This window comes from Streptomyces sp. JLBJ103, assembly GCF_058215575.1.
Genome location: NZ_CM177089.1, coordinates 6,853,186 through 6,875,530, shown reverse-complemented (window position 1 = coordinate 6,875,530; position 22,345 = coordinate 6,853,186). Strand labels below are relative to the sequence as shown.

Below are 22,345 nucleotides of genomic sequence, written 5' to 3'. Positions count from 1 at the left end.
ATCTCCGTACTTGGGAACTCGACACGTCACAGCAGAAGGGAGCGGTGAGGTCAAGAAATTCCGAACTTCTTGCTGAGCAGGTCGAACATCTCGTCATCCGTGGCCGACTGGAGGTCGTCGGTCTCACTCGGCCCGGACTCCAGGTCGCCCGGCTCCCGCCACTGCGAGACCAGCGCCTGCATGCGCATCATGATCCGGGTGCGCACGGAGCTGTCGGGTTCCATCTCCAGGAGCGTGGTCTCCAGCTTCTCGAACTCCTCGAGGGCCGAGGCGGACGATGCCTCGCCGCCCTCTCCCGCCTCCGGGTCGAGTTCCTGCAAGAGGTAGTCGGCCACGGCCTCGGGGTTCGGGTAGTCGAAGACCAGGCCGGTCGGCAGGCGCAGGCCGGTGAGGGCACCGAGCCGGTTGCGCAGTTCGACGGCGGTGACCGAGTCGAGCCCGAGCTCGCGGAAGGCCCGGTCGCTTCGGATGGCCCTCTGCGAGGTGTATCTGAGTACGGCGGCCGCCTGGGCGCGCACCGCTTCGACCAGCAGCTGACGTCGCTGTTCCGCCGCGGTGTCGGCCAACTGCGCCACCAGCTCCGGCACCTGCGCCGCCGCTTCGGCGCCGGCACCGGCGTCGGTTCCGGAGCCGCGCAGTCGGCGCACTTCCTCGATGCCGCTGATGAACGGGTTCGGCCGACTGGCGGTCAGGGCGACGGAGAAGCGTTCCCAGGAGACGTCGGCGATCATGACGCAGGTGTCGTCGTGGTCCAGGGCCCGCCGCAGGGCGGCCGTGGTGAGACCGGGGTCCATCGCGGGCAGCCCATGCCGGTCCAGCAGCTCGCCGAACGAGCCCTCGGCCATGCCGTCGCCGTCCCAGGCGCCCCAGGCCACCGAGGTGGCCGGCAGTCCGCAACTGCGGCGGTGGTGCGCCAGCGCGTCCAGGTAGGCGTTTCCGGGCGCGTAGTTCCCCTGTCCCGAGGCACCAATGGTGCCGGCCACCGAGGAGAAGAGCACAAACGCGGACAGGTCCATGTCCCGGGTGAGTTCGTGCAGGTGCAGCGCACCGCCCACCTTCACCCGCAGGGCCCGGTCCAGCTGCTCCGGCGTCAGCGAGTCCACCATGCTGTCGTCCAGAACCGCCGCCGTGTGCACCACCGCGGTGAGCGGGTGCTCGGCGGGCACCGAGTCGAGGAGCCGCGCGAGGGCTTCCCGGTCGGTGACGTCGCAACGGGCCACGGTGACGCGGGTGCCGCTCTCGGCGAGCTCGGCCTCCAGCTCCGCGACCCCGGGTGCGTCGGGGCCGCGCCTGCTGACCAGCAGCAGGTGCTCGGCGCCCGCATGGGCCAGCCAGCGTGCGGTGTGGGCGCCCAGCGCGCCGGTGCCACCGGTGATCAGCACCGTGCCGGAGGGCTGCCAGTCCCCCACCGCCGGGGCCGCGCCCAGCGGGGCCCGCTCCAGCCGGCGGCCGAACACCCCGGACGTACGGACCGCGAGCTGGTCCTCGTCGTCCCTTCCGGCCAGCACCCCGCGCAGCAGGGACCGGCTCCGCTCGTCCAGCGTCTCCGGCAGGTCGACCAGGCCGACCCACTGCTCGGGGTGCTCCAGACCGGCGACCCGGCCGAAGCCCCAGACCAGTGCCTGGGCAGGGCTGGTGACCGGGTCGGCCGGGCTGACGCCGACGGCGCCTCGCGTCGCGCACCACAGCGGCGCCTCGATCCCCGCGTCGCCGAGCGCCTGGAGGAGCGCCACGGTCAGTGCGAAGCCGGCCGGAGTGTCCTGGTGCTCCTTCAGCGGCTGCTCGGCGAGCGCCAGCATCGACAGCACGCCGGTGAAGGCGGACACCTCGCCGTCGAACGGTTCCGTGTCGTCCTCCTCGCCGCCCGGGACCAGGCCGATCAGACGCTCGGCCAGAGCCGCGCGATCGAGGTCGGCTTCGCTCAGTTCGGCCGTGACGACGCGGACGCCGTGCGTGGTCAGCGCCTCGATGGCGCCGCTGACGGTTCCGTCGTCCTGGTGACCGGTCGTCGTCACCACGAGCCAGGTCCCGGACAGCGCACCGTTCGGTGTGCCGGCGAGCGGCTGCCATGTGGTGCGGTACCGCCAGGAGTCCGCCACTTCCTGCTCGCGGTGGCGCCGCCGCCAGGACGACAGGGCGTGCACCAGCGGGCTCAGCGTGGACTGCGCGTCGGCGCTGTCGATGGCCAGCGTGCCGGCGACCGCGGCGACGTCCTCACTCTCGACCGCCTCCCAGAAACGGGTCTCCGCGACCCCCGCGCTCTGCCCGGCGACGGACTCCGGCACCGGAGCGGAAGCGTCGAGCCAGTAGCGCTCGCGCTGGAAGGGGTAGGTGGGCAGGTCGACCCGACGCGCCCCACTGTCACTGAACAGCGACGCCCAATCCACATTGACTCCGCGCGCGTGCGCCTCGGCCAACGAGGTGAGCAGCCGCTCCCGACCGCCCTCACCACGGCGCAGAGTACCGATGGTCACCACCGGCCGGTCGGCACTCTCCGCCGACTCCTGCACGCCCGTCAACAGCACCGGGTGCGCACTCGTCTCGATGAACGCGCCATGCCCCTCATCCAACAGCGTGGCAATGGCCTCGGCGAACTCCACCGTCTGCCGCAGATTCCGATACCAGTACCCCGCATCCAGACCCGAGGTGTCGATCCGGGCACCGGTGACGGACGAATAGAACGGGATACGGGCACTACGCGGCCGAACCGGCGCCAGGACCTCCAACATGCGGTCCTCGATCGGCTCCACCTGCGCCGAATGCGAGGCATAACCCATCGGAACCGAACTCGTCCGAGCCCCAGCAGCCTTCCACTCAACCTGCAGAGCCTGCAGCACCTCACGGTCACCAGAGACGACCACCGAACCCGGACCGTTCACCGCCGCCACCGACACCGCACCGCCGAACTCCTCGACCCGCTCCGCCACCTGCTCCAACGGCAACGCCACCGACAACATCACACCGTCACCGGGCAGATCCGTCAGCAACCGACCCCGAAGCGCCACGATCCGCGCGCTGTCCTCCAGACTGAGCGCACCGGCCACACAAGCCGCGGCGATCTCACCCTGCGAGTGACCCACCACAGCAGCCGGCTCCACACCATGCGACTGCCACACCGCGGCCAGCGACACCATGATCGCCCACATGACAGGCTGGACCACATCGACCCGCTCCAGCCACTCCCCCGACTCATCCCGCACCACATCAAGCAAAGACCAGTCCGTAAACGGCGCCAACGCAGCCGCACACTCAGCCATCCGGGCAGCGAACACCGGCGAAGCCTCCAACAGCTCCACCGCCATACCCACCCACTGCCAGCCCCCACCAGGGAAGACGAACACAGCGCCGCCACCAGAGGCGTTCGCCTCGGCACGGACCACGCCAGGGATATCACTGCCCTCAGCAAGCGCGGCCAGGGAACGCAGCGCGGACTCGCGAGTTTCGGCGAGGACCACCGAACAGTGCCGGAACACCGACCGGCTCGTCACCAGCGAATAACCAACATCCACCAAACCCAGCTCGGTCCGGTCCACAACGAAGGCAGCCAACTGCCGGGCCTGCGCCCGCAACGCCTCCACACTCCGCGCCGACAACACCCACGGCACCACGGCACCGCTGTCAGCAACCGGGGCAGCCGCGTCCTCGGACCGCTCGACAGCCGCAACACCTTCCAAAATGACGTGGGCGTTGGTGCCGCTGACGCCGAAGGAGGACACGCCCACCCGGCGGGGCCGGCCCGTCTCGGGCCAGGCGATCTGCTCGGTCAGCAGCTCCACCGCGCCCGCCGTCCAGTCCACATGCGGCGACGGCTCATCGACGTGCAGGGTCTGCGGCAGCACACCGTGCCGCATCGCCATCACCATCTTGATGATCCCGGCGACACCAGCCGCCGCCTGGGTGTGGCCGATGTTCGACTTCACCGAGCCCAGCCACAGCGGACGGTCGTCAGCGCGGTTCTGGCCGTACGTCGCCAGCAGCGCCTGCGCCTCGATCGGGTCGCCCAGCGTGGTGCCCGTGCCGTGCGCCTCGACCGCGTCCACCTGGTCGGCGGAGAGCCGGGCGCTGGCCAGCGCCTGCTGGATCACGCGCTGCTGCGAGGGACCGTTCGGCGCCGTCAGACCATTCGAGGCACCGTCCTGGTTGATAGCGCTGCCTCGGACGACGGCCAGCACGGGGTGACCGTTCCGCTGGGCGTCGGAGAGCCGCTCGATGAGCAGCATGCCCGCGCCCTCGGCCCAGCCGGTGCCATCCGCCGCACCGGCGAACGCCTTGCAGCGGCCATCTGCGGCCAGGCCCCGCTGGCGGCTGAACTCAACGAACACGTCCGGCGTCGACAGCACGGTCACACCACCGACTAGCGCCATCGAGCACTCACCCTGACGCAGCGACTGCGCCGCCAGATGCAGGGCCACCAGCGACGACGAACACGCCGTGTCCACCGTCACCGCCGGACCCTCAAGCCCCAGCGTGTACGCCACCCGGCCGGTGGCCACACTGCCGGCACTGCCGTTGCCGACGTAGCCCTCGACACCGTCGGGGACCGAGGTCAGCCGCGCGCCGTAGTCGTGGTACATCACGCCCGCGAAGACACCGGTACGGCTGCCGCGCACCGACAGCGGATCGATACCGGCGCGCTCGAACGCCTCCCACGAGGTTTCCAGGAGCAGCCGCTGCTGCGGGTCCATCGCCAGTGCCTCACGCGGCGAGATCCCGAAGAACTCCGCGTCGAAGTCCGCCGCGTCGTAGAGGAATCCGCCACTGAGCGTGGTCGAGGTCCCGTGCCGCTGGCGGTCGGGGTCGTGCAGGCCGTCCAGCACCCAGCCACGGTCCGTGGGGAAGGCGGAGACCGCGTCTCCACCGGCCGACACGAGCCGCCACAGGTCCTCCGGGGAGGTGACCCCGCCCGGGTAGCGGCAACCCATGCCGACGATCGCGATCAGGTCGTCGTCGGTGGTGGCGGCGACCGTAGCCGGCGTCGCCGGGCCGGATACCCGCGCGGATTCCAGCAGCTCGCCCTGGAGGAAGTCGACCAAGGCCTCCGGCGTCGGGTAGTCGAAGACCATCGTGGCGGGCAGGCGCAGCCCGGTGACGGCGTTGAGCCGGTTACGCAGTTCGACGGCGGTCAGCGAGTCGAAGCCCAGCTCACGGAAGGCCCGCGTCTGCTCGATGCCTCCGCCGGACGCATGGCCGAGGACGGCCGCCGCGTTCGTCCGGACCATATCCAGCAGGACGCGGTGCGCCTCAGTACCGGAGAGGCCCGCCAGCTGCTGCCGGAGCGCCGAAGCACCGGCCTGCGCTCCCGCTGCGGACGCGGCACTGCGCCGGGCCGGTTCGCGAACCAGCCCACGCAGCAGTGCGGGCAGGCCGACGGCACCGGCCTGGGCGCGAAGCGCCGCGGTGTCGAGGCGCACCGGCGCGACCACGGCCTCGTCGGTCGTGCAAGCACCGTCGAACAATGCCAGGCCCTGCTCGGTGGAGAGCGGACTCAGTCCCATACGGGTCAGGCGCCGCAGATCCTCGTCGTCGAGGTCGCCAGTCATGCCACTGGCCTGGGCCCACAGGCCCCAGGCGAGCGACTGCCCCACCAGACCCTCCGCACGACGCCGCTCAGCCAACGCGTCCAAGAACGCATTCGCCGCCGCGTAGTTGCCCTGACCCGACGCGCCGAGAAGCCCGGCCGCCGAGGAGAAGAGCACGAACGCGGACAGGTCGAGGTCACGAGTCAACTCGTGCAGATTCAACGCGGCATCCACCTTCGGACGCAGCACCGTCTCCAACCGCTCCAGCGACAACGACTCCATCACACCGTCATCCAGCACACCCGCCGTGTGAACAACACCCGTCAGCGGATACTCGGCAGGGATCGTGCCCAGCAGCCCGGCCAGCGCCTCACGATCAGCCGCGTCACAAGCCACGACCGTCACCCGAGCACCCAGCCCGACCAGCTCATCACGCAGCCCGACCGCGCCCGGAGCCTCCACACCCCGGCGACTGGTCAGCAACAGATGCCGAACACCATGCTCAGCCACCAGATGCCGGGCCACCAACGCACCCAGAGCACCCGTGCCACCCGTCACCAAAACCGTGCCATCCACATCCCAGACGGGACCCGAATCGGCCGGCGCGGAGACCGCCGCACGCGCCAGACGCGGCACACGCACCACACCCGCCCGCACCGCCACCTGCGACTCACCCGAACCAACAACAGACGGCAGGACGGTCGCCGCATCAGCACCCTCGTCCACATCGACCAGAACGAACCGGTCCGGATTCTCCGACTGCGCGGAACGCACCAGACCCCACACCGCGGCATGCGCCAGATCCGCAACACCCTCACCGCCACCCGTGGCAACCGCACCACGAGTCACCAACACCAGACGCGACGCGGCGAACCGCTCATCCCCCAGCCACTCCTGCACCAGCCCCAGAACACGACCCGTCGCACCACGTACATCCGCAGCACTGGACCCACCGGACAAGCACGGCACCAGCACCACATCCGGCACCACACCACCAGCACCCAGCGAAGCAAGATCCGAAACGACCCCACCCACGCCCAACGACGCCGGCAGACCAGAATCCTCCGAACCCAGCACCGCCCAACCAGCAGCACCCACACCAGCCTCAGCCACCGACAGCGACGCCGACAGCGACTGCCAATCCACCCGGAACAGAGGGAGTTCGGATCCGCGCCGTGCGCCATCGAGCTGCTCCCTGGAAACCGGCCGCAGGGACAGCGCGTCGACGGATGCCACCGGAGCGCCGGTGCCGTCCGCGACCGCCAGCGACACCGCTCCGTCATCGGCCGGCGAGATGCGTACCCGCAGGACCGAGGCGCCGGAGGCGTGCAGGGAGACTCCTCGCCACTCGAACGGCAGCCGCGCCTCTTCGGAGTTCTCCAGCGCGAAGGCGTGCAGCGCGGAGTCGAGCAGGGCGGGGTGCAGACCGAACCGGCCTGCTTCCGCCACCGCGTGCTCGGGCAGGGCGAGCTCGGCGAAGATGTCGTCGCCGCGGCGCCATGCCCGCCGCAGGCCCTGGAAGATGTCGCCGTACACATAGCCGGCCGCGGCGAAGCGCTTGTAGGCGTCATCGGCGGCGACCTCCACGGCATCGGCCGGAGGCCATGCTTCGAGGTCGAAGGAGGCCGGCTTCACGTCGCCGGAGAGGACACCGCTGGCGTGGCGCGTCCACACCTGGTCGTCGGCCAGAGCGGCCTCACCCTCGACACGTGAGTGGATGGTCAGCGAGCGTCGGCCCGCTTCATCGGCTGCGCCGACGACGAGTTGCAGACGGGCCCAGCCCTGTTCCGGGAGCGTCAACGGTGCTTCGAGCGTCAGCTCCTCGACGCGTGCCCCACCGACCTCGTCGCCCGCACGGACCGACAACTCCACGAAGGCGGTGCCAGGCAGCAGCACGGTGTCCATCACCGCGTGGTCAGCGAGCCAGGCGTGCGTGTGCAGCGACAGGCGTCCTGTGAACAGATACGTGTCCGCATCGGCAAGGCCGATGGCGGCGCCCAGAAGCGGGTGGTCGGCCGGGGTCAGCCCCGCCGAACCGATGTCCCCCGCACCGGGTGCTGCGTCGAGCCAGTAGCGCTTGCGTTGGAAGGGATACGTCGGCAGATCCACCCGACGCGCCCCAGTACCCGCGAACACCGACGCCCAGTCCACCTCGACGCCCTGCGTGTACGCCTCCGCCAGGGAAGCCAACAGCCGCTGCTGCCCGCCCTCACCACGGCGCAGGGTGCCGATCGTGACGACCGGGCGGTCCGACGCGTCCGCGGTCTCCTGCACGCCCATCAACAGCACCGGGTGCGCGCTCGTCTCGATGAACGCACCATGACCCTCATCCAGCAGGGTCGCGGTGGCCTTGGCGAACTCCACCGTCTGCCGCAGATTCCGATACCAGTACGCGGCATCCAGACCCGAAGTGTCGATCCGGGCGCCAGTGACGGACGAATAGAACGGAACACGGGCACTGTGCGGCTGGACCGGTGCCAGGGCCTCCAGCAGACGGCCCTCGATCTCCTCCACCTGCGCCGAATGCGAGGCGTAATCCACCGGCACCATCCGCGCCCGGACACCCTCAGCCTCCCACCCAGCCTGAAGCTCCAACAGCACCACACGCTCACCGGAAACCACCACCGAACCAGGACCGTTGACCGCAGCCACCGACACCGAGTCACCGAACCCACCGATCCGCTCAGCGACCCGCTCCACCGGCAACGCCACAGACAACATGCCGCCATCACCACTCAGACCCAGCAGCAACCCACTCCGCAGAGCAACAACCCGAGCAGCATCCTCCACAGTCAGCGCACCAGCCACACAAGCCGCCGCGATCTCACCCTGCGAATGACCCACCACCGCGGCAGGCTCCACACCATGGGACTCCCACACCGCGGCCAACGACACCATCACCGCCCACAACACCGGCTGGACCACATCAACCCGCTCCAGCCACACCCCCGACCCATCCCGCACCACATCAAGCAGCGACCAGTCCGTAAACGGCGCCAACGCAGCCGCACACTCAGCCATCCGAGCAGCGAACACCGGCGAAACCTCCAACAGCTCCACCGCCATCCCCAACCACTGCGAACCCTGACCCGGGAACACGAACACCACACCACCCGGGGAGCCCGACACCCCCCGGACGGCCTGGACGGTGGCCTGGTCGTTGACGAGAGCGGTCAGCCCGCGAGCGAGTCCTTCGCGGTCCGTTCCGAGCACCACCGCGCGGTGCTCCAGGCTCGCCCGGCCGGTCGCCAGCGAGAACCCGGCCTCCACCAGGTCCAACTGCGGCCGGTCCTCAACGAAGGCAGCCAACTGCCGGGCCTGCGCCCGCAACGCCTCCACACTCCGCGCCGACAACACCCACGGCACCACGGCAGCACTGCCGGCAGCCGGGGCAGCCGCGTCCTCGGACCGCTCGACAACCGCAACACCTTCCAGGATGACGTGGGCGTTGGTGCCACTGACGCCGAAGGACGAGACGCCCGCCCGGCGCGGCCGACCCGTCTCGGGCCAGGCCACCTGCTCGGTCAGCAGCCGCACGGCACCCGCCGACCAGTCCACCTTCGTGGACGGCTGGTCCACATGCAGGGTCTGCGGCAGCACACCGTGCCGCATCGCCATCACCATCTTGATGACCCCGGCAACACCCGCAGCGGCCTGCGTGTGACCCAGATTCGACTTCACCGAACCCAGCCACAACGGACGGTCGTCGGGACGACCCTGCCCGTACGTCGCCAGCAGCGCCTGCGCCTCGATCGGGTCACCCAGCGTGGTGCCCGTGCCATGCGCCTCGACCACGTCCACCTGATCGGCGGAGACCCGGGCGCCGGCCAGCGCCTGCTGGATCACCCGCTGCTGCGACGGACCGTTCGGAGCCGTCAGACCACTGCTGGCACCATCCTGGTTCACCGCCGAACCCCGCACCACGGCCAGCACCTGATGACCGTTCCGCTCAGCGTCCGACAGCCGCTCCAGCACCAGCATGCCGACACCCTCGGCCCACCCCGTGCCATCAGCCGAATCCGAGAAGGACTTGCAACGGCCGTCCGCCGCCAGACCCCGCTGACGGCTGAACTCCACGAAGACACCCGGTGTCGACATCACGGTGACGCCACCGGCCAGCGCCAGGGTGCATTCGCCCTGCCGAAGGGCCTGGCAGGCCAGATGCAGGGTGACCAGCGAAGACGAGCACGCGGTGTCGACCGTGAGCGCGGGACCCTCCAGACCCAGGGTGTACGACACCCGGCCCGACACCACACTGCTGGCGCTGCCGTTTCCGAGGAAGCCCTCAAGCCCTTCGGGCACCTCATGGAGCCGCGCGCCGTAGTCGTGGTACATCACGCCCGCGAAGACACCGGTACGGCTGCCGCGCACCGACAGCGGATCGATACCGGCGCGCTCCAGCGCCTCCCAGGAGGTCTCCAGCAGCAGCCGCTGCTGCGGGTCCATCGCCAGCGCCTCACGCGGCGAGATCCCGAAGAACCCGGCGTCGAACTCGGTCGCGTCGTGCAGGAACCCGCCCTCACGCACATAGCTCGTGCCGGTGCGGTCCGGGTCCGCGTCGAAGAGGCGGTCGATCTGCCAACCGCGGTCGGACGGGAACTCCGAGATCCCGTCCCCGCCGGCTGCCAGCAGCTCCCACAGCTCCTCCGGCGAGGTGACGCCGCCCGGATAGCGGCAGCTCATCCCCACGATGGCGATCAGGTCGTCATCAGTGCCGGTCGACTCCGACGGGATCGGAAGCAGCGGACCCCGGGCCTCGCCGACCAACTCCTCACGCAGATGCTCCGCGAGGGCAATCGGCGTCGGGTAGTCGAACAGCAGCGTCGGGGGCAGCCGCAGGCCTGTGGCGGAGCCCAGCGCATTGCGCAGTTCTACCGCAGTGAGCGAGTCGAAGCCCGCGTCCAGGAAGCCCAGACGAGCGGGGATGGCGTCCGCTTCGGTGTGGCCGAGCACGGCCGCCGCTCGCGTACGGACCAGGTCGAGCAGCACCCGATCCCGCTCCGCGGCGGATGCCTGTGCCAGTCGCCGCATCAGCTTCTCGGCGTCGTCCCCGCCCGTGCTCGCACCAGCACCGGCGTGTGCGGTGCGGCGTGCCGGGGTACGGACCAGGGAACGGAGAACCGCGGGCAGCCCGGGCTGCGTTGCGAAGCCGGCCGGGTCCAGGTGGATCGGAGCCAGTGTGGCATCGCCCGCCGCTCGTGCCGCGTCCAGCAGCGCCAGACCATCGGACTCCGACAACGGACGCAGACCCGCACGCGTCATACGCGAGACATCCGCCTCCGACAGACCACCGGTCATGCCACCGGCCTGGGCCCACAGGCCCCAGGCGAGCGACTGCCCCACCAGACCCTCCGCACGACGCCGCTCAGCCAACGCGTCCAAGAACGCATTCGCCGCCGCGTAGTTGCCCTGACCCGACGCGCCGAGAAGCCCGGCCGCCGAGGAGAAGAGCACGAACGCGGACAGGTCGAGGTCACGAGTCAACTCGTGCAGATTCAGCGCGGCATCCACCTTCGGACGCAGCACCGTCTCCAACCGCTCCAGCGACAACGACTCCATCACACCGTCATCCAGCACACCCGCCGTGTGAACAACACCCGTCAGCGGATACTCGGCAGGGATCGTGCCCAGCAGCCCGGCCAGCGCCTCACGATCAGCCGCGTCACAAGCCACGACCGTCACCCGAGCACCCAGCCCGACCAGCTCATCACGCAGCCCGACCGCGCCCGGAGCCTCCACACCCCGGCGACTGGTCAGCAACAGATGCCGAACACCATGCTCAGCCACCAGATGCCGGGCCACCAACGCACCCAGAGCACCCGTGCCACCCGTCACCAAAACCGTGCCATCCACATCCCAGACGGGACCCGAATCGGCCGGCGCGGAGACCGCCGCACGCGCCAGACGCGGCACACGCACCACACCCGCCCGCACCGCCACCTGCGACTCACCCGAACCAACAACAGACGGCAGGACGGTCGCCGCATCAGCACCCTCGTCCACATCGACCAGAACGAACCGGTCCGGATTCTCCGACTGCGCGGAACGCACCAGACCCCACACCGCGGCATGCGCCAGATCCGCAACACCCTCACCGCCACCCGTGGCAACGGCGCCGCGGGTCACCAACACCAGACGCGACGCGGCGAACCGCTCATCCCCCAGCCACTCCTGCACCAGCCCCAGAACACGACCCGTCGCACCACGTACATCCGCAGCACTGGACCCACCGGACAAGCACGGCACCAGCACCACATCCGGCACCACACCACCAGCACCCAGCGAAGCAAGATCCGAAACGACCTCACCCACGCCCAACGACGCCGGCAGACCAGAATCCTCCGAACCCAGCACCGCCCAACCAGCAGCACCCACACCAGCCTCAGCCACCGACAGCGACTGCCAATCCACCCGGTAGAGCGACTGCTGCTGCGGGGTGGAGGCGAGGTCCTCGGGGGCGACCGGACGCAGCACCAGGGACTCGACGGAGGCCAGGAGGGCGCCGCGGGCGTCGGCCGCTTCGATCGAGAGTGTGTCCGTGCCGACGGACCGCAGACGTACCCGTAGGGAGGTGGCGCCGGTGGCGTGGAGCGACACTCCGGTCCAGGCGAACGGGAGGCGGGCGCCGCCCGTGTCCTGGACGAGCAGGCCGTCGCCAATGCCTACCGAGTGGAGAGCGGCGTCGAGGAGCGCGGGGTGCAGGCCGAAGAGAGGTGCGTCGGTCTCGGCGCCCTCCGGGAGGGCCACTTCGGCGAAGACATCCTCACCGCGCCGCCACACCCGCCGCAGTCCGCGGAAAGTGGGGCCGTACACGGTGCCGTTCTCGGCGAGGCGTTCGTAGACGCCGCCTATGTCGGCCTCGGTGGCGTCTGCCGGGGGCCAGGCTTCGAGGTCCGTGGCGGGGGTTCCCCGCTTGGCGGCCGCGAGGACGCCGCCCGCGTGGTGGGTCCAGGGGCCGTCGGCTTCGGCAGTCGCCTGCCGGGAGTAGAGGTTGAACGGGTGGCGCCCGGAGTCGTCGGGGGCGCCGACCGAAATCTGGAGCTGCACCGCGCCGTGCTCCGGCAGGACCAGCGGGGCTTCCAGGGTCAGCTCGTCGACTCGGTCGCAACCGGCCTGGTCCCCGGCTCGTACGGCGAGTTCGAGGATCGCCGTTCCCGGGACGACGACCGCGCCGCCGATCATGTGGTCGGCGAGCCAGGGGTGTGTCTCGACGCTGAGACGTCCGGTGAACAGGTAGCCGTCACCGTCGGCCAGGCCGACGGCGGCGCCCAGCAGCGGGTGCTCGGCCCGTGTCAGGCCGGCCGCCGAGACGTCACCGGCCTGGGTGGCGGAGGGCTTGGGCCAGTACTGCCGGCGCTGGAAGGCGTAGGTGGGCAGCTCGACGCGGCGCGCGCCGGTACCGGCGAAGACGGCTTCCCAGTCGGCCGGGACGCCGTGGACGTGCAGTCGGCCGAGGGCGGTGAGGAGCGAACGCTCCTCGGGCCGGTTGCGGCGCAGGGCGGGGACGAGCGCGGCCTCGGAGCCCTCGGTGAGGCAGTCGCGGACCATGGCGGAGAGGGTCCCGTCCGGGCCCAGTTCCAGGAATCGGGTCACGCCCTGGGCCTCCAAGGTGCGGATGCCGTCGGCGAAGCGCACGGCCTCGCGCACATGCCGGACCCAGTACTCCGCCGAGCACAGCTCCTCCGCCGTCGCGATCTTTCCGGTGACATTGGAGACAACGGGGATGCGGGGCGCGTGGTAGGTGAGGATGTCGGCGAACCGGCGGAAGTCCGCGAGCATCGCGTCCATGTACGACGAGTGGAAAGCGTGGCTGACCCGCAGCTGCTTGGTCTTCACCCCGTCGGCGCCGAAGCCCTCGCTGATACGCGCCACGGTGTCGGCGTCGCCGGAGATCACCACGGAAGCAGGGCCGTTGACCGCCGCCACCGACACTCCGGCAACACCCTCAAGCGCCGACCGGACGTCCTTCTCGGGGGCGGCGATGGAGACCATCGCACCGCCCTGCGGGAGGCCCTGCATCAGGCGGGCGCGGGCGGCCACCAGGGTCGCCGCGTCCTTCAGCGAGAGCACACCGGCCACGTGTGCGGCCGACAGCTCACCGATGGAGTGTCCGGCCACGAAGTCGGGGCGGATTCCCCACGATTCGGCCAGCCGGAAGAGGGCGACCTCGATGGCGAACAGGGCGGGCTGGGTGTTTCCGGTCTGGTCCAGCAGCTCGGCGTCGGATCCAAAGATCACCTCGCGCAGCGGCTGCGCGAGGAACCGGTCCAGCTCCGCGCAGACCGCGTCGAATGCCTCCGCGAACACCTGGAAACGCTCGTACAGTTCCCGGCCCATGCCGAGCCGCTGGGCTCCCTGGCCGGTGAACAGCACCGCGAGCTTGCCGGGGGACACCGCGCCCTGGACCGTGCCGGCCGGGGTCTCGCCGGCGGCCAGCGCCTCAAGGGCGGCGCGGAACTCCTCGTGGTCCGAGGCCACCACGGCGGCCCGGTACTCGAATGCGGTCCGGGTGGTCGCCAGGGAAAGGCCCACGTCGGCGAGGGACAGGGCGGGCGAGGAGGCCAGATGGGCGGCGAGGTTACGGGCCTGGGCGCAGAGCGCGTCGGTGCTCCGGGCGGAGAGCACCCACGGCAGGACCGGGGGGGCGTCGCCGAGCGGCGTGGGCGTCTTCTGCGCGTCGGCCGGCTGCTGCGGCTCGGGGGCCGTCGGGACCGTTTCGAGGATGACGTGGGCGTTGGTGCCGCTGACGCCGAAGGAGGAGACGCCGGCCCGGCGGGGCTGGTCGGTCTCCGGCCATGCCACCTGCTCGGTCAGCAGCTCGACGGCGCCGGCCGACCAGTCGATGTGCGGCGACGGCTCGTCGACGTGCAGGGTCTGCGGCAGCACGCCGTGCCGCATCGCCATCACCATCTTGATGACGCCCGCCACACCGGCGGCCGCCTGGGAGTGGCCGAAGTTGGACTTGATCGAGCCGAGCAGCAGCGGCCGGTCCTGCGGGCGGTCCTGACCGTAGGTGTCCAGCAGGGCCTGGGCCTCGATGGGGTCGCCCAGGGTGGTGCCCGTGCCGTGCGCCTCGACGACGTCCACCTGGCCGGCGGAGAGCCGGGCATTGGCCAGCGCCTGGCGGATCACGCGCTGCTGCGAGGGACCGTTCGGAGCCGTCAGACCGTTCGACGCGCCGTCCTGGTTCACCGCCGAACCCCGCACCACGGCCAGCACCCGGTGGCCGTTCCGCTCGGCATCCGACAGCCGCTCCAGCACCAGCATGCCGACGCCCTCGGCCCAGCCGGTGCCGTCGGCGGCCGCGGCGAAGGACTTGCAGCGGCCGTCAGAGGCCAGGCCACGCTGCCGGCTGAACTCGACGAACACGCTCGGGATCGCCATCACGGACACGCCGCCCGCCAGGGCCATCGTGCACTCTCCCTGGCGCAGCGCGTGGCAGGCCAGGTGCAGGGCGACCAGCGAGGACGAGCAGGCAGTGTCGACGGTGACCGCGGGCCCTTCCAGGCCCAGGGTGTACGAGGCCCGCCCGGACACCACGCTGGGGGTGTTGCCGGTCATCAGGTAGCCCTCGACATCCTCGGCGGACTGCCTGAGCAGGGTGGCGTAGTCCTGGCCGCTGGAGCCGACGAAGACACCGGTCCGGCTGCCGCGCAGTGACTGCGGGGTGATGCCGGCCCGCTCCAGCGCCTCCCAGGCGGCCTCCAGCGACAGCCGCTGCTGCGGGTCCATCGCCAGTGCCTCACGCGGCGATATGCCGAAGAACGTCGCGTCGAATCCGTCCGCGTCGTGGATGAAGCCGCCCTCGCGGACGTAGCTGGTGCCCGGCCGGTCCGGGTCGGGGTCGAACAGCTCCTCCAGGTTCCACCCGCGGCCGGTCGGGAACGCGGACATCGCGTCCCGACCGGCAGTGACCAACTGCCACAGCTCATCGGGGGAGGTGACGCCGCCCGGGTAGCGGCAACCCATGCCCACGATGGCGATCGGCTCCTGCGCCATGTCCTCGATCTCCTTCAGGCGTGCGTGCGCCTGGTCGAGGTCGGCCGTGACCCGCTGGAGGTACTGGAGGAGCTTGTCTTCGTTGTCCATGGGTTGTGTCACCTGTGTGAGTGGTCGAGGAGGGCGGTCGAGCGGGTCGGTCAGCTTGTGCCGTACTTCTGGTCGATGTAGGCGAACAGCGACTCTGCGGTGACCGGTTTCCCGGATTCGTCGTCCGAGCTGGTGACACCAGTCGGCGTGGCGGACTCATTGAGCTGCGTCAGCAGGGCTTGCAGGCGTTCCGCGACGCCGGTACGCGTGGCGTCGTCGGGGTTGGCCGAGGACAGCGCGGCTTCGAGCCGGTCCAGCTCCGCGTGGAGCGAGGCCGAGGTGTGGCCCGGTCCGTGCCCGCTGGGCTGGGCGGTTCCGCCGGCTGCCGCCGCTCCGTCGGGGAGCAGCTTGGCCGCCAGGTGGTCGGCGAGCACCGTGGGGTTCGGGTAGTCGAAGATCAGGGTCACCGGCCAGCGCCTGCCCGTGCTCGTGCCGAGGCGGTTGCGGAATTCGACGGCGGTGAGCGAGTCGAAGCCGAGTTCCCGGAAGGCCCGGTCGGGCTCGATCAGGTCCGGGGAGGAGTGTCCGAGGACCCCGGCCGCCTGGGTCCGCACCACGTCGAGCAGTGCGGCGGTGCGCTCCGGTGCCGGGAGCGCGGTGAGGCGTTCCAGGAAGGTGGGCCCGTCGGCGGTCGCCGGTCCGGTGGCCGCCCGGCGCGGGCGTCGGCTGCCGCCGGCGATCGCCCGGAACAGGGCGGGGACCTGGCCGTCCGGAGTGCGCAGTGAGGCCGTGTTGAGCGGGACGGCGACCATGAGCGACTCGTCGGAGGCGTCGGCGAGGTCGTACAGCTCCAGGCCCTGCTCGGAGGTGAGCAGGGCGGCGCCCTTCTTCTTGATGCGGGTCAGGTCGGTCGCGCCGAGGTGGCCCGTCATGTCGCTGGCCTGCTCCCACAGCCCCCACGCCACGGAGGTGGCGGGCAGTCCGCGGGCGCGGCGGTGCTGGGCCAGCGCGTCGAGGAAGGCGTTGGCCGCCGCGTAGTTGCCCTGTCCTGCGCTGCCGAAGGTGGAGGCCGCGGAGGAGAAGAGCACGAAGGAGGTGAGGTCCAGGTGCTGGGTCAGCTCGTGCAGGTTGACGGCCGCGTCGACCTTCGGTCGCAGCACCACGTCGAGACGATCCGGGGTCAGCGATTCGACCACACCGTCGTCGAGGACGCCTGCGGCGTGGACCACGCCGGTCAGCGGGTGTTCCGCGGGGACGGATGCCAGCAGCTCGGCCAGTGCCTGGCGGTCGGCGGTGTCGCAGGCGACCAGGTTGACCGTGGCGCCGGCGGCGGAGAGCTCGGCCAGCAGTTCGCCGGCGCCGGGCGAGTCGGGTCCGCGGCGGCTGGTGAGCAGCAGGTTCCGTACACCGTGCCGGGTGACCAGGTGGCGGGCGAGCAGGGTGCCGAGCGTTCCGGTGGCGCCGGTGATCAGCACGGTGCCCTCGGGTGCGGGGGCGGACGGCAGGGTCAGCACGACCTTGCCGATGTGCCGCGCCTGGCTCAGGAACCGGTACGCCTCGGGAGCGCGCCGGATGTCCCAGGCGGTCACGGGCGGGGGGCTGAGCACGCCGCGTTCGAAGAGCTCCAGGATCTGCTCGAGCAACTGCCCGATCCGCGGCTGGCCGGCTTCGCCGAGGTCGAACGCCCGGTAGCGGACGCCCTCGTGACGGGCGGCCACCTCGTCGGCGTCGCGGATGTCGGTCTTGCCCATCTCCAGGAACCGGCCACCGCGCGGCAGCAGGCGCAGCGAGGCGTCGACGAGTTCCCCGGAGAGGGAATCGAGCACCACGTCCATGCCCCGGCCGTCGGTGACGGCCAGGAACCGGTCCTGGAAGTCCGTGGTCCGCGAGGAGGCGATGTGCGCGTCGTCGAGGCCCAGGGAGCGCAAGGTGTCCCACTTGCCGGGGCTGGCGGTTCCGAAGACCTCCGCGCCGAGGTGGCGCGCCAGTTGCACGGCGGCCGTGCCGACTCCGCCGGCTGCCGCGTGGACGAGCACCGCCTCGCCCGGCTGCACGTCGGCGAGGTCGGTGAGGGCGTAGTACGCGGTCAGGAAGGTCACCGGCACGGAGGCGGCCTGGAGATACGACCAGTTGGCGGGCATGCGGGCGATGACCTTGCGGTCGGTGACGGCCACCGGGCCGAAGCCGCCGACGAACAGGCCCATCACCCGGTCGCCCGGGGCCAGGTCGGTGACGCCCGGCCCGACTTCGAGGACCACACCGGCGCCTTCGCTGCCCATGGTCTCCTCGTTGGGCACGACACCGAGGGCGAGCACCACGTCCCGGAAGTTGAGGCCGGCGGCGCGGACCGCGACCCGGACCTGGCCCTCGGTGAGCGGTGCCAGGGCCGCCGCGTTCTCGACGAGGGCCAGGTTGTCCAGGCTTCCCTTGACCGGGATGTCCAGGCGCCAGGCGGCGGCTCCGGCGGGCGGCGACAACCGTGCTCCGGTGCCGGCGGTGGCACGGGCGAGCCGGGGTGCGCGCAGGGTGCCGCGCCGGATGGCGAACTGCGGCTCGTCCTTCACGAGTGCGGCCGGCAGCACCGGGTACGAGCTGTCCTGGCCGTCCAGGTCCAGCAGCACGAACCGTCCCGGGTGCTCGGACTGGGCCGAGCGCAGCAGGCCCCACGCCGGGGCGTTGGCCAGGTCGGTGACGTGCTCGCCGCGCTCAGTGGCCACCGCCGCATGGGTCACCAGCACCAGGCGGGAGGAGGCGAACCGCTCCTCGGCCAGCCATCCCTGCACCAGCGCGAGGGTGCGGTGGGTGGAGGTCCGTACCGCGTCGGCGACGGTCTCGCCGCCGTCCACGTCGAACGGCGGGGCGAAGACCAGCACCGATTCGGGGACCGTGGTGCCCGCGGCGACGGCTTCTCCCAGGGACGCCAGGTCCGGGTAGCGGCTCACGTCGGCGAGGACCTTGGCCGCCTGCTCGGCGATGTCGCCGACCACGGCCCAGCGGCTCGCCTCAGGAGTCGTCCCCGGGGCGGCTTCGCCGGCCGGCAGGGTGGTCCAGTCGACGCGGAACAGGGCGTCGTGGTGCGCGCTCGGCGGGGTGAGCTGGTCCAGCTCCACGGTGCGGAGCGTCAACGCCTCCACGGTGGCGACCGGCTGGCCGGTGCCGTCGGCCACGGCCAGCGCGATCCCGTCGTCGCCGGCCGGCGACAGCCGGACGCGGAGGGTCGAGGCGCCGGTGGCGTGCAGGGAGACCTCGCGCCAGGAGAAGGGGAGGCGGGCCTGGCCGCTGCCTGCTTCGGCGCTGAGCCCGTCACCGAGGCCGATCGCGTGCAGGGCGGCGTCGAGCAGCGCGGGGTGCATGCCGTACCGCTCGGCGTCGGCGACCCCTTCCGGCAGGGCGACCTCGGCGAAGACCTCGTCCCCTCGCCGCCACGCCCGGCGCAGCCCCTGGAACGCCGGGCCGTAGCCGTAGCCGCGCTCGCGCAGGTCGTCGTAGCAACCGCTGACCTCCACGGCCTCCGCGTCCGCCGGCGGCCAGGTCAGGGCCTCGGCCGCGCGTGCGCGGGTGTCGTCGGCGGATTCGGGGGCCAGCAGACCGCTGGCGTGCCGGGTCCAGGGCTGGTCGTCCGGGGCGTTGTCGGGACGCGAGTAGAGATACATGGCCCGGGACGCGTCCTGGCTGTCCGGGTCGCCCGGCTCCTCGGGACCGTCGACCACCAGCTGCACCTGGACGCCGCCCTCTTGGGGCAGTACGAGCGGAGCCTCCAGGGTCAGCTCTTCGACCGTTGGGCAACCGACCCGGTCACCGGCGTGGGCGGCCAGTTCCAGCAGGCCCGTGCCCGGCAGCAGGACAGCGTCCGCCACGGCGTGGTCTGCGACCCACGGGTGCGACTGGAGCGACAGTCGGCCGGTGAAGAGGAATCCCCCCGTGTCGGCCAGCCGGACGCCGGCGCCCAGCAGCGGGTGTTCGGCCGATCGCATGCCGATGGACGCCACGTCGCGCAGCGAGGTGGACGTGGCACGCGGCCAGTAGCGCTTGCGTTGGAAGGGATACGTCGGCAGATCCACCCGACGCGCCCCAGTACCCGCGAACACCGACGCCCAGTCCACCTCGACGCCCTGCGTGTACGCCTCCGCCAGGGAAGCCAACAGCCGCTGCTGCCCGCCCTCACCACGGCGCAGGGTGCCGATCGTGACGACCGGGCGGTCCGACGCGTCCGCGGTCTCCTGCACACCCATCAGCAACACCGGATGCGCGCTCGTCTCGATGAACGCACCATGACCCTCATCCAACAGCGTGGCAATGGCCTTGGCGAACTCCACCGTCTGCCGCAGATTCCGATACCAGTACCCCGCATCCAGACCCGAAGTGTCGATCCGGGCGCCAGTGACGGACGAATAGAACGGAACACGGGCACTGTGCGGCTGGACCGGTGCCAGGACCTCCAGCAGACGGCCCTCGATCTCCTCCACCTGCGCCGAATGCGAGGCGTAATCCACCGGCACCATCCGCGCCCGGACACCCTCAGCCTCCCACCCAGCCTGAAGCTCCAACAGCACCACACGCTCACCGGAAACCACCACCGAACCAGGACCGTTGACCGCAGCCACCGACACCGAGTCACCGAACCCACCGATCCGCTCAGCGACCCGCTCCACCGGCAACGCCACAGACAACATGCCGCCATCACCACTCAGACCCAGCAGCAACCCACTCCGCAGAGCAACAACCCGAGCAGCATCCTCCACAGTCAGCGCACCAGCCACACAAGCCGCCGCGATCTCACCCTGCGAATGACCCACCACCGCGGCAGGCTCCACACCATGGGACTCCCACACCGCGGCCAACGACACCATCACCGCCCACAACACCGGCTGGACCACATCAACCCGCTCCAGCCACACCCCCGACCCATCCCGCACCACATCAAGCAGCGACCAGTCCGTAAACGGCGCCAACGCAGCCGCACACTCAGCCATCCGAGCAGCGAACACCGGCGAAACCTCCAACAGCTCCACCGCCATCCCCAACCACTGCGAACCCTGACCCGGGAACACGAACACCACACCACCCGGGGAGCCCGACACCCCCCTCACCACATCGGCCGCGCCTTCACCTGCGGTCAGCGCGTGGATGAGCTGCTCGCGGTCCGTTCCGAGCACCACCGCGCGGTGGTCGAGAGCGGCCCGGGTAGTGGCCAGCGAGTACCCCATGTCCGCCGGCGCGGTCTGGGGCCAGTCGCCGACGAAGGTTGCCAGCTGTGCCATCTGAGCGTTCAGCCCGGCCGCGTTGCGTGCGGACAGCACCAGGGGAACGACCGTGGGGACCGTCTCCGATCCGGTCTCGGTGGGCTGCGCCGTCGGCGCGCCTTCGAGGATGACGTGGGCGTTGGTGCCACTGACGCCGAAGGCCGACACGCCCGCCCGGCGGGGCTCGTCGGTCTCCGGCCAGGCCACCTGCTCGGTCAGCAGCTCGACCGCGCCCGCCGACCAGTCCACCTTCGTGGACGGCTGGTCCACATGCAGGGTCTGCGGCAGCACACCGTGCCGCATCGCCATCACCATCTTGATGACCCCGGCAACACCCGCAGCAGCCTGCGTGTGACCCAGATTCGACTTCACCGAACCCAGCCACAACGGACGACCCTCGGCACGCTCCTGCCCATAAGTCGCCAGCAGCGCCTGCGCCTCGATCGGGTCACCCAACGCCGTACCCGTGCCATGCGCCTCGACCGCGTCCACCTGGCCGGCCGACAGCCGCGCGCTGACCAGCGCCTGCTGGATCACGCGCTGCTGCGAGGGACCGTTCGGCGCCGTCAGACCACTGCTGGCACCGTCCTGGTTGATAGCGCTGCCTCGCACCACGGCCAGCACGGGGTGACCGTTCCGCTCGGCGTCCGACAGCCGCTCCAGCACCAGCATGCCGACACCCTCGGCCCACCCCGTGCCATCAGCCGAATCCGAGAACGCCTTGCAGCGGCCGTCCGCCGCCAGACCCCGCTGACGGCTGAACTCGATGAAGGCTCCGGGGGTGGACATCACAGTGACGCCACCGGCCAGTGCCAGGGTGCATTCACCGTGCCGCAGTGACTCGGCCGCCAGGTGCAGCGCGACCAGCGAGGACGAGCAGGCCGTGTCGACCGTGACCGCGGGACCCTCCAGACCCAGGGTGTACGACACCCGGCCCGACATGGCGCTGGCCGCGTTGCCGGTGCCGAGGTAACCCCCGGTGTCCTCCTCCGCGGCGGCGAGCAGCTGCATGTAGTCCTGGCCGTTGGTACCGGCGAAGATGCCGGTACGGCTGCCGCGCAGCGACAGCGGAGAGATGCCCGCCCGCTCCAGGGCCTCCCAGGAGGTTTCCAGGGTCAGCCGCTGCTGCGGGTCCATGGCCACGGCCTCGCGCGGCGAAATCCCGAAGAATCCCGCGTCGAACTCCGTGACCTCGTGCAGGAATCCGCCCTCGCGGACATAGCTCGTGCCGGAGTTGTCCGGGTCCTCGTCGAAAAGCTGCTCAAGGGGCCAGCCGCGGTCCGTCGGGAATTCCGAGATCGCGTCACCTCCGGCCGCCAGCAGCTGCCACAGCTCCTCCGGCGAGCTGACGCCGCCGGGGAACCGGCAGCTCATCCCGACGATCGCGATGGGCTCCTGCGCGCCGTCCTCCAGCTCGGACAGACGGCGGCGCGTCCGCCGCAGGTCGTTCGTGACCCGCTTGAGGTATTCGCGGAGCTTCTCTTCGTTCGGTACCTCATTGGACACAACACATCACCCCAGCTGGAATTTCGAGACGGTCGGATCTATCGGTTC

At 70.9% G+C, this 22,345-nt stretch carries 2 protein-coding genes; both read right to left on the bottom strand.

The window, feature by feature from the left end; translation table 11 throughout:
* Nucleotides 1–50: 50 nt before the first annotated feature.
* Nucleotides 51–15,608, bottom strand: coding sequence for a type I polyketide synthase (locus AC4BEG_RS30120; RefSeq protein WP_490702831.1), 15,558 nt, complete (start codon nt 15,606–15,608; stop codon nt 51–53).
* Nucleotides 15,609–15,658: 50 nt separating this feature from the next.
* Nucleotides 15,659–22,297 carry an SDR family NAD(P)-dependent oxidoreductase gene (locus AC4BEG_RS30115; RefSeq protein ID WP_490702830.1) on the bottom strand — a complete coding sequence of 2,213 codons (6,639 nt, stop codon included), beginning with the start codon at nt 22,295–22,297 and terminating at the stop codon, nt 15,659–15,661.
* Between the last annotated feature and the right edge of the window lie 48 nt (nt 22,298–22,345).

Coding starts and splice junctions, on each gene's coding strand:
- AC4BEG_RS30120 (WP_490702831.1), bottom strand. CDS start 15,608: ATGGACAACGAAGACAAGCTCCTCCAGTACCTCCAGCGGGTCACGGCC.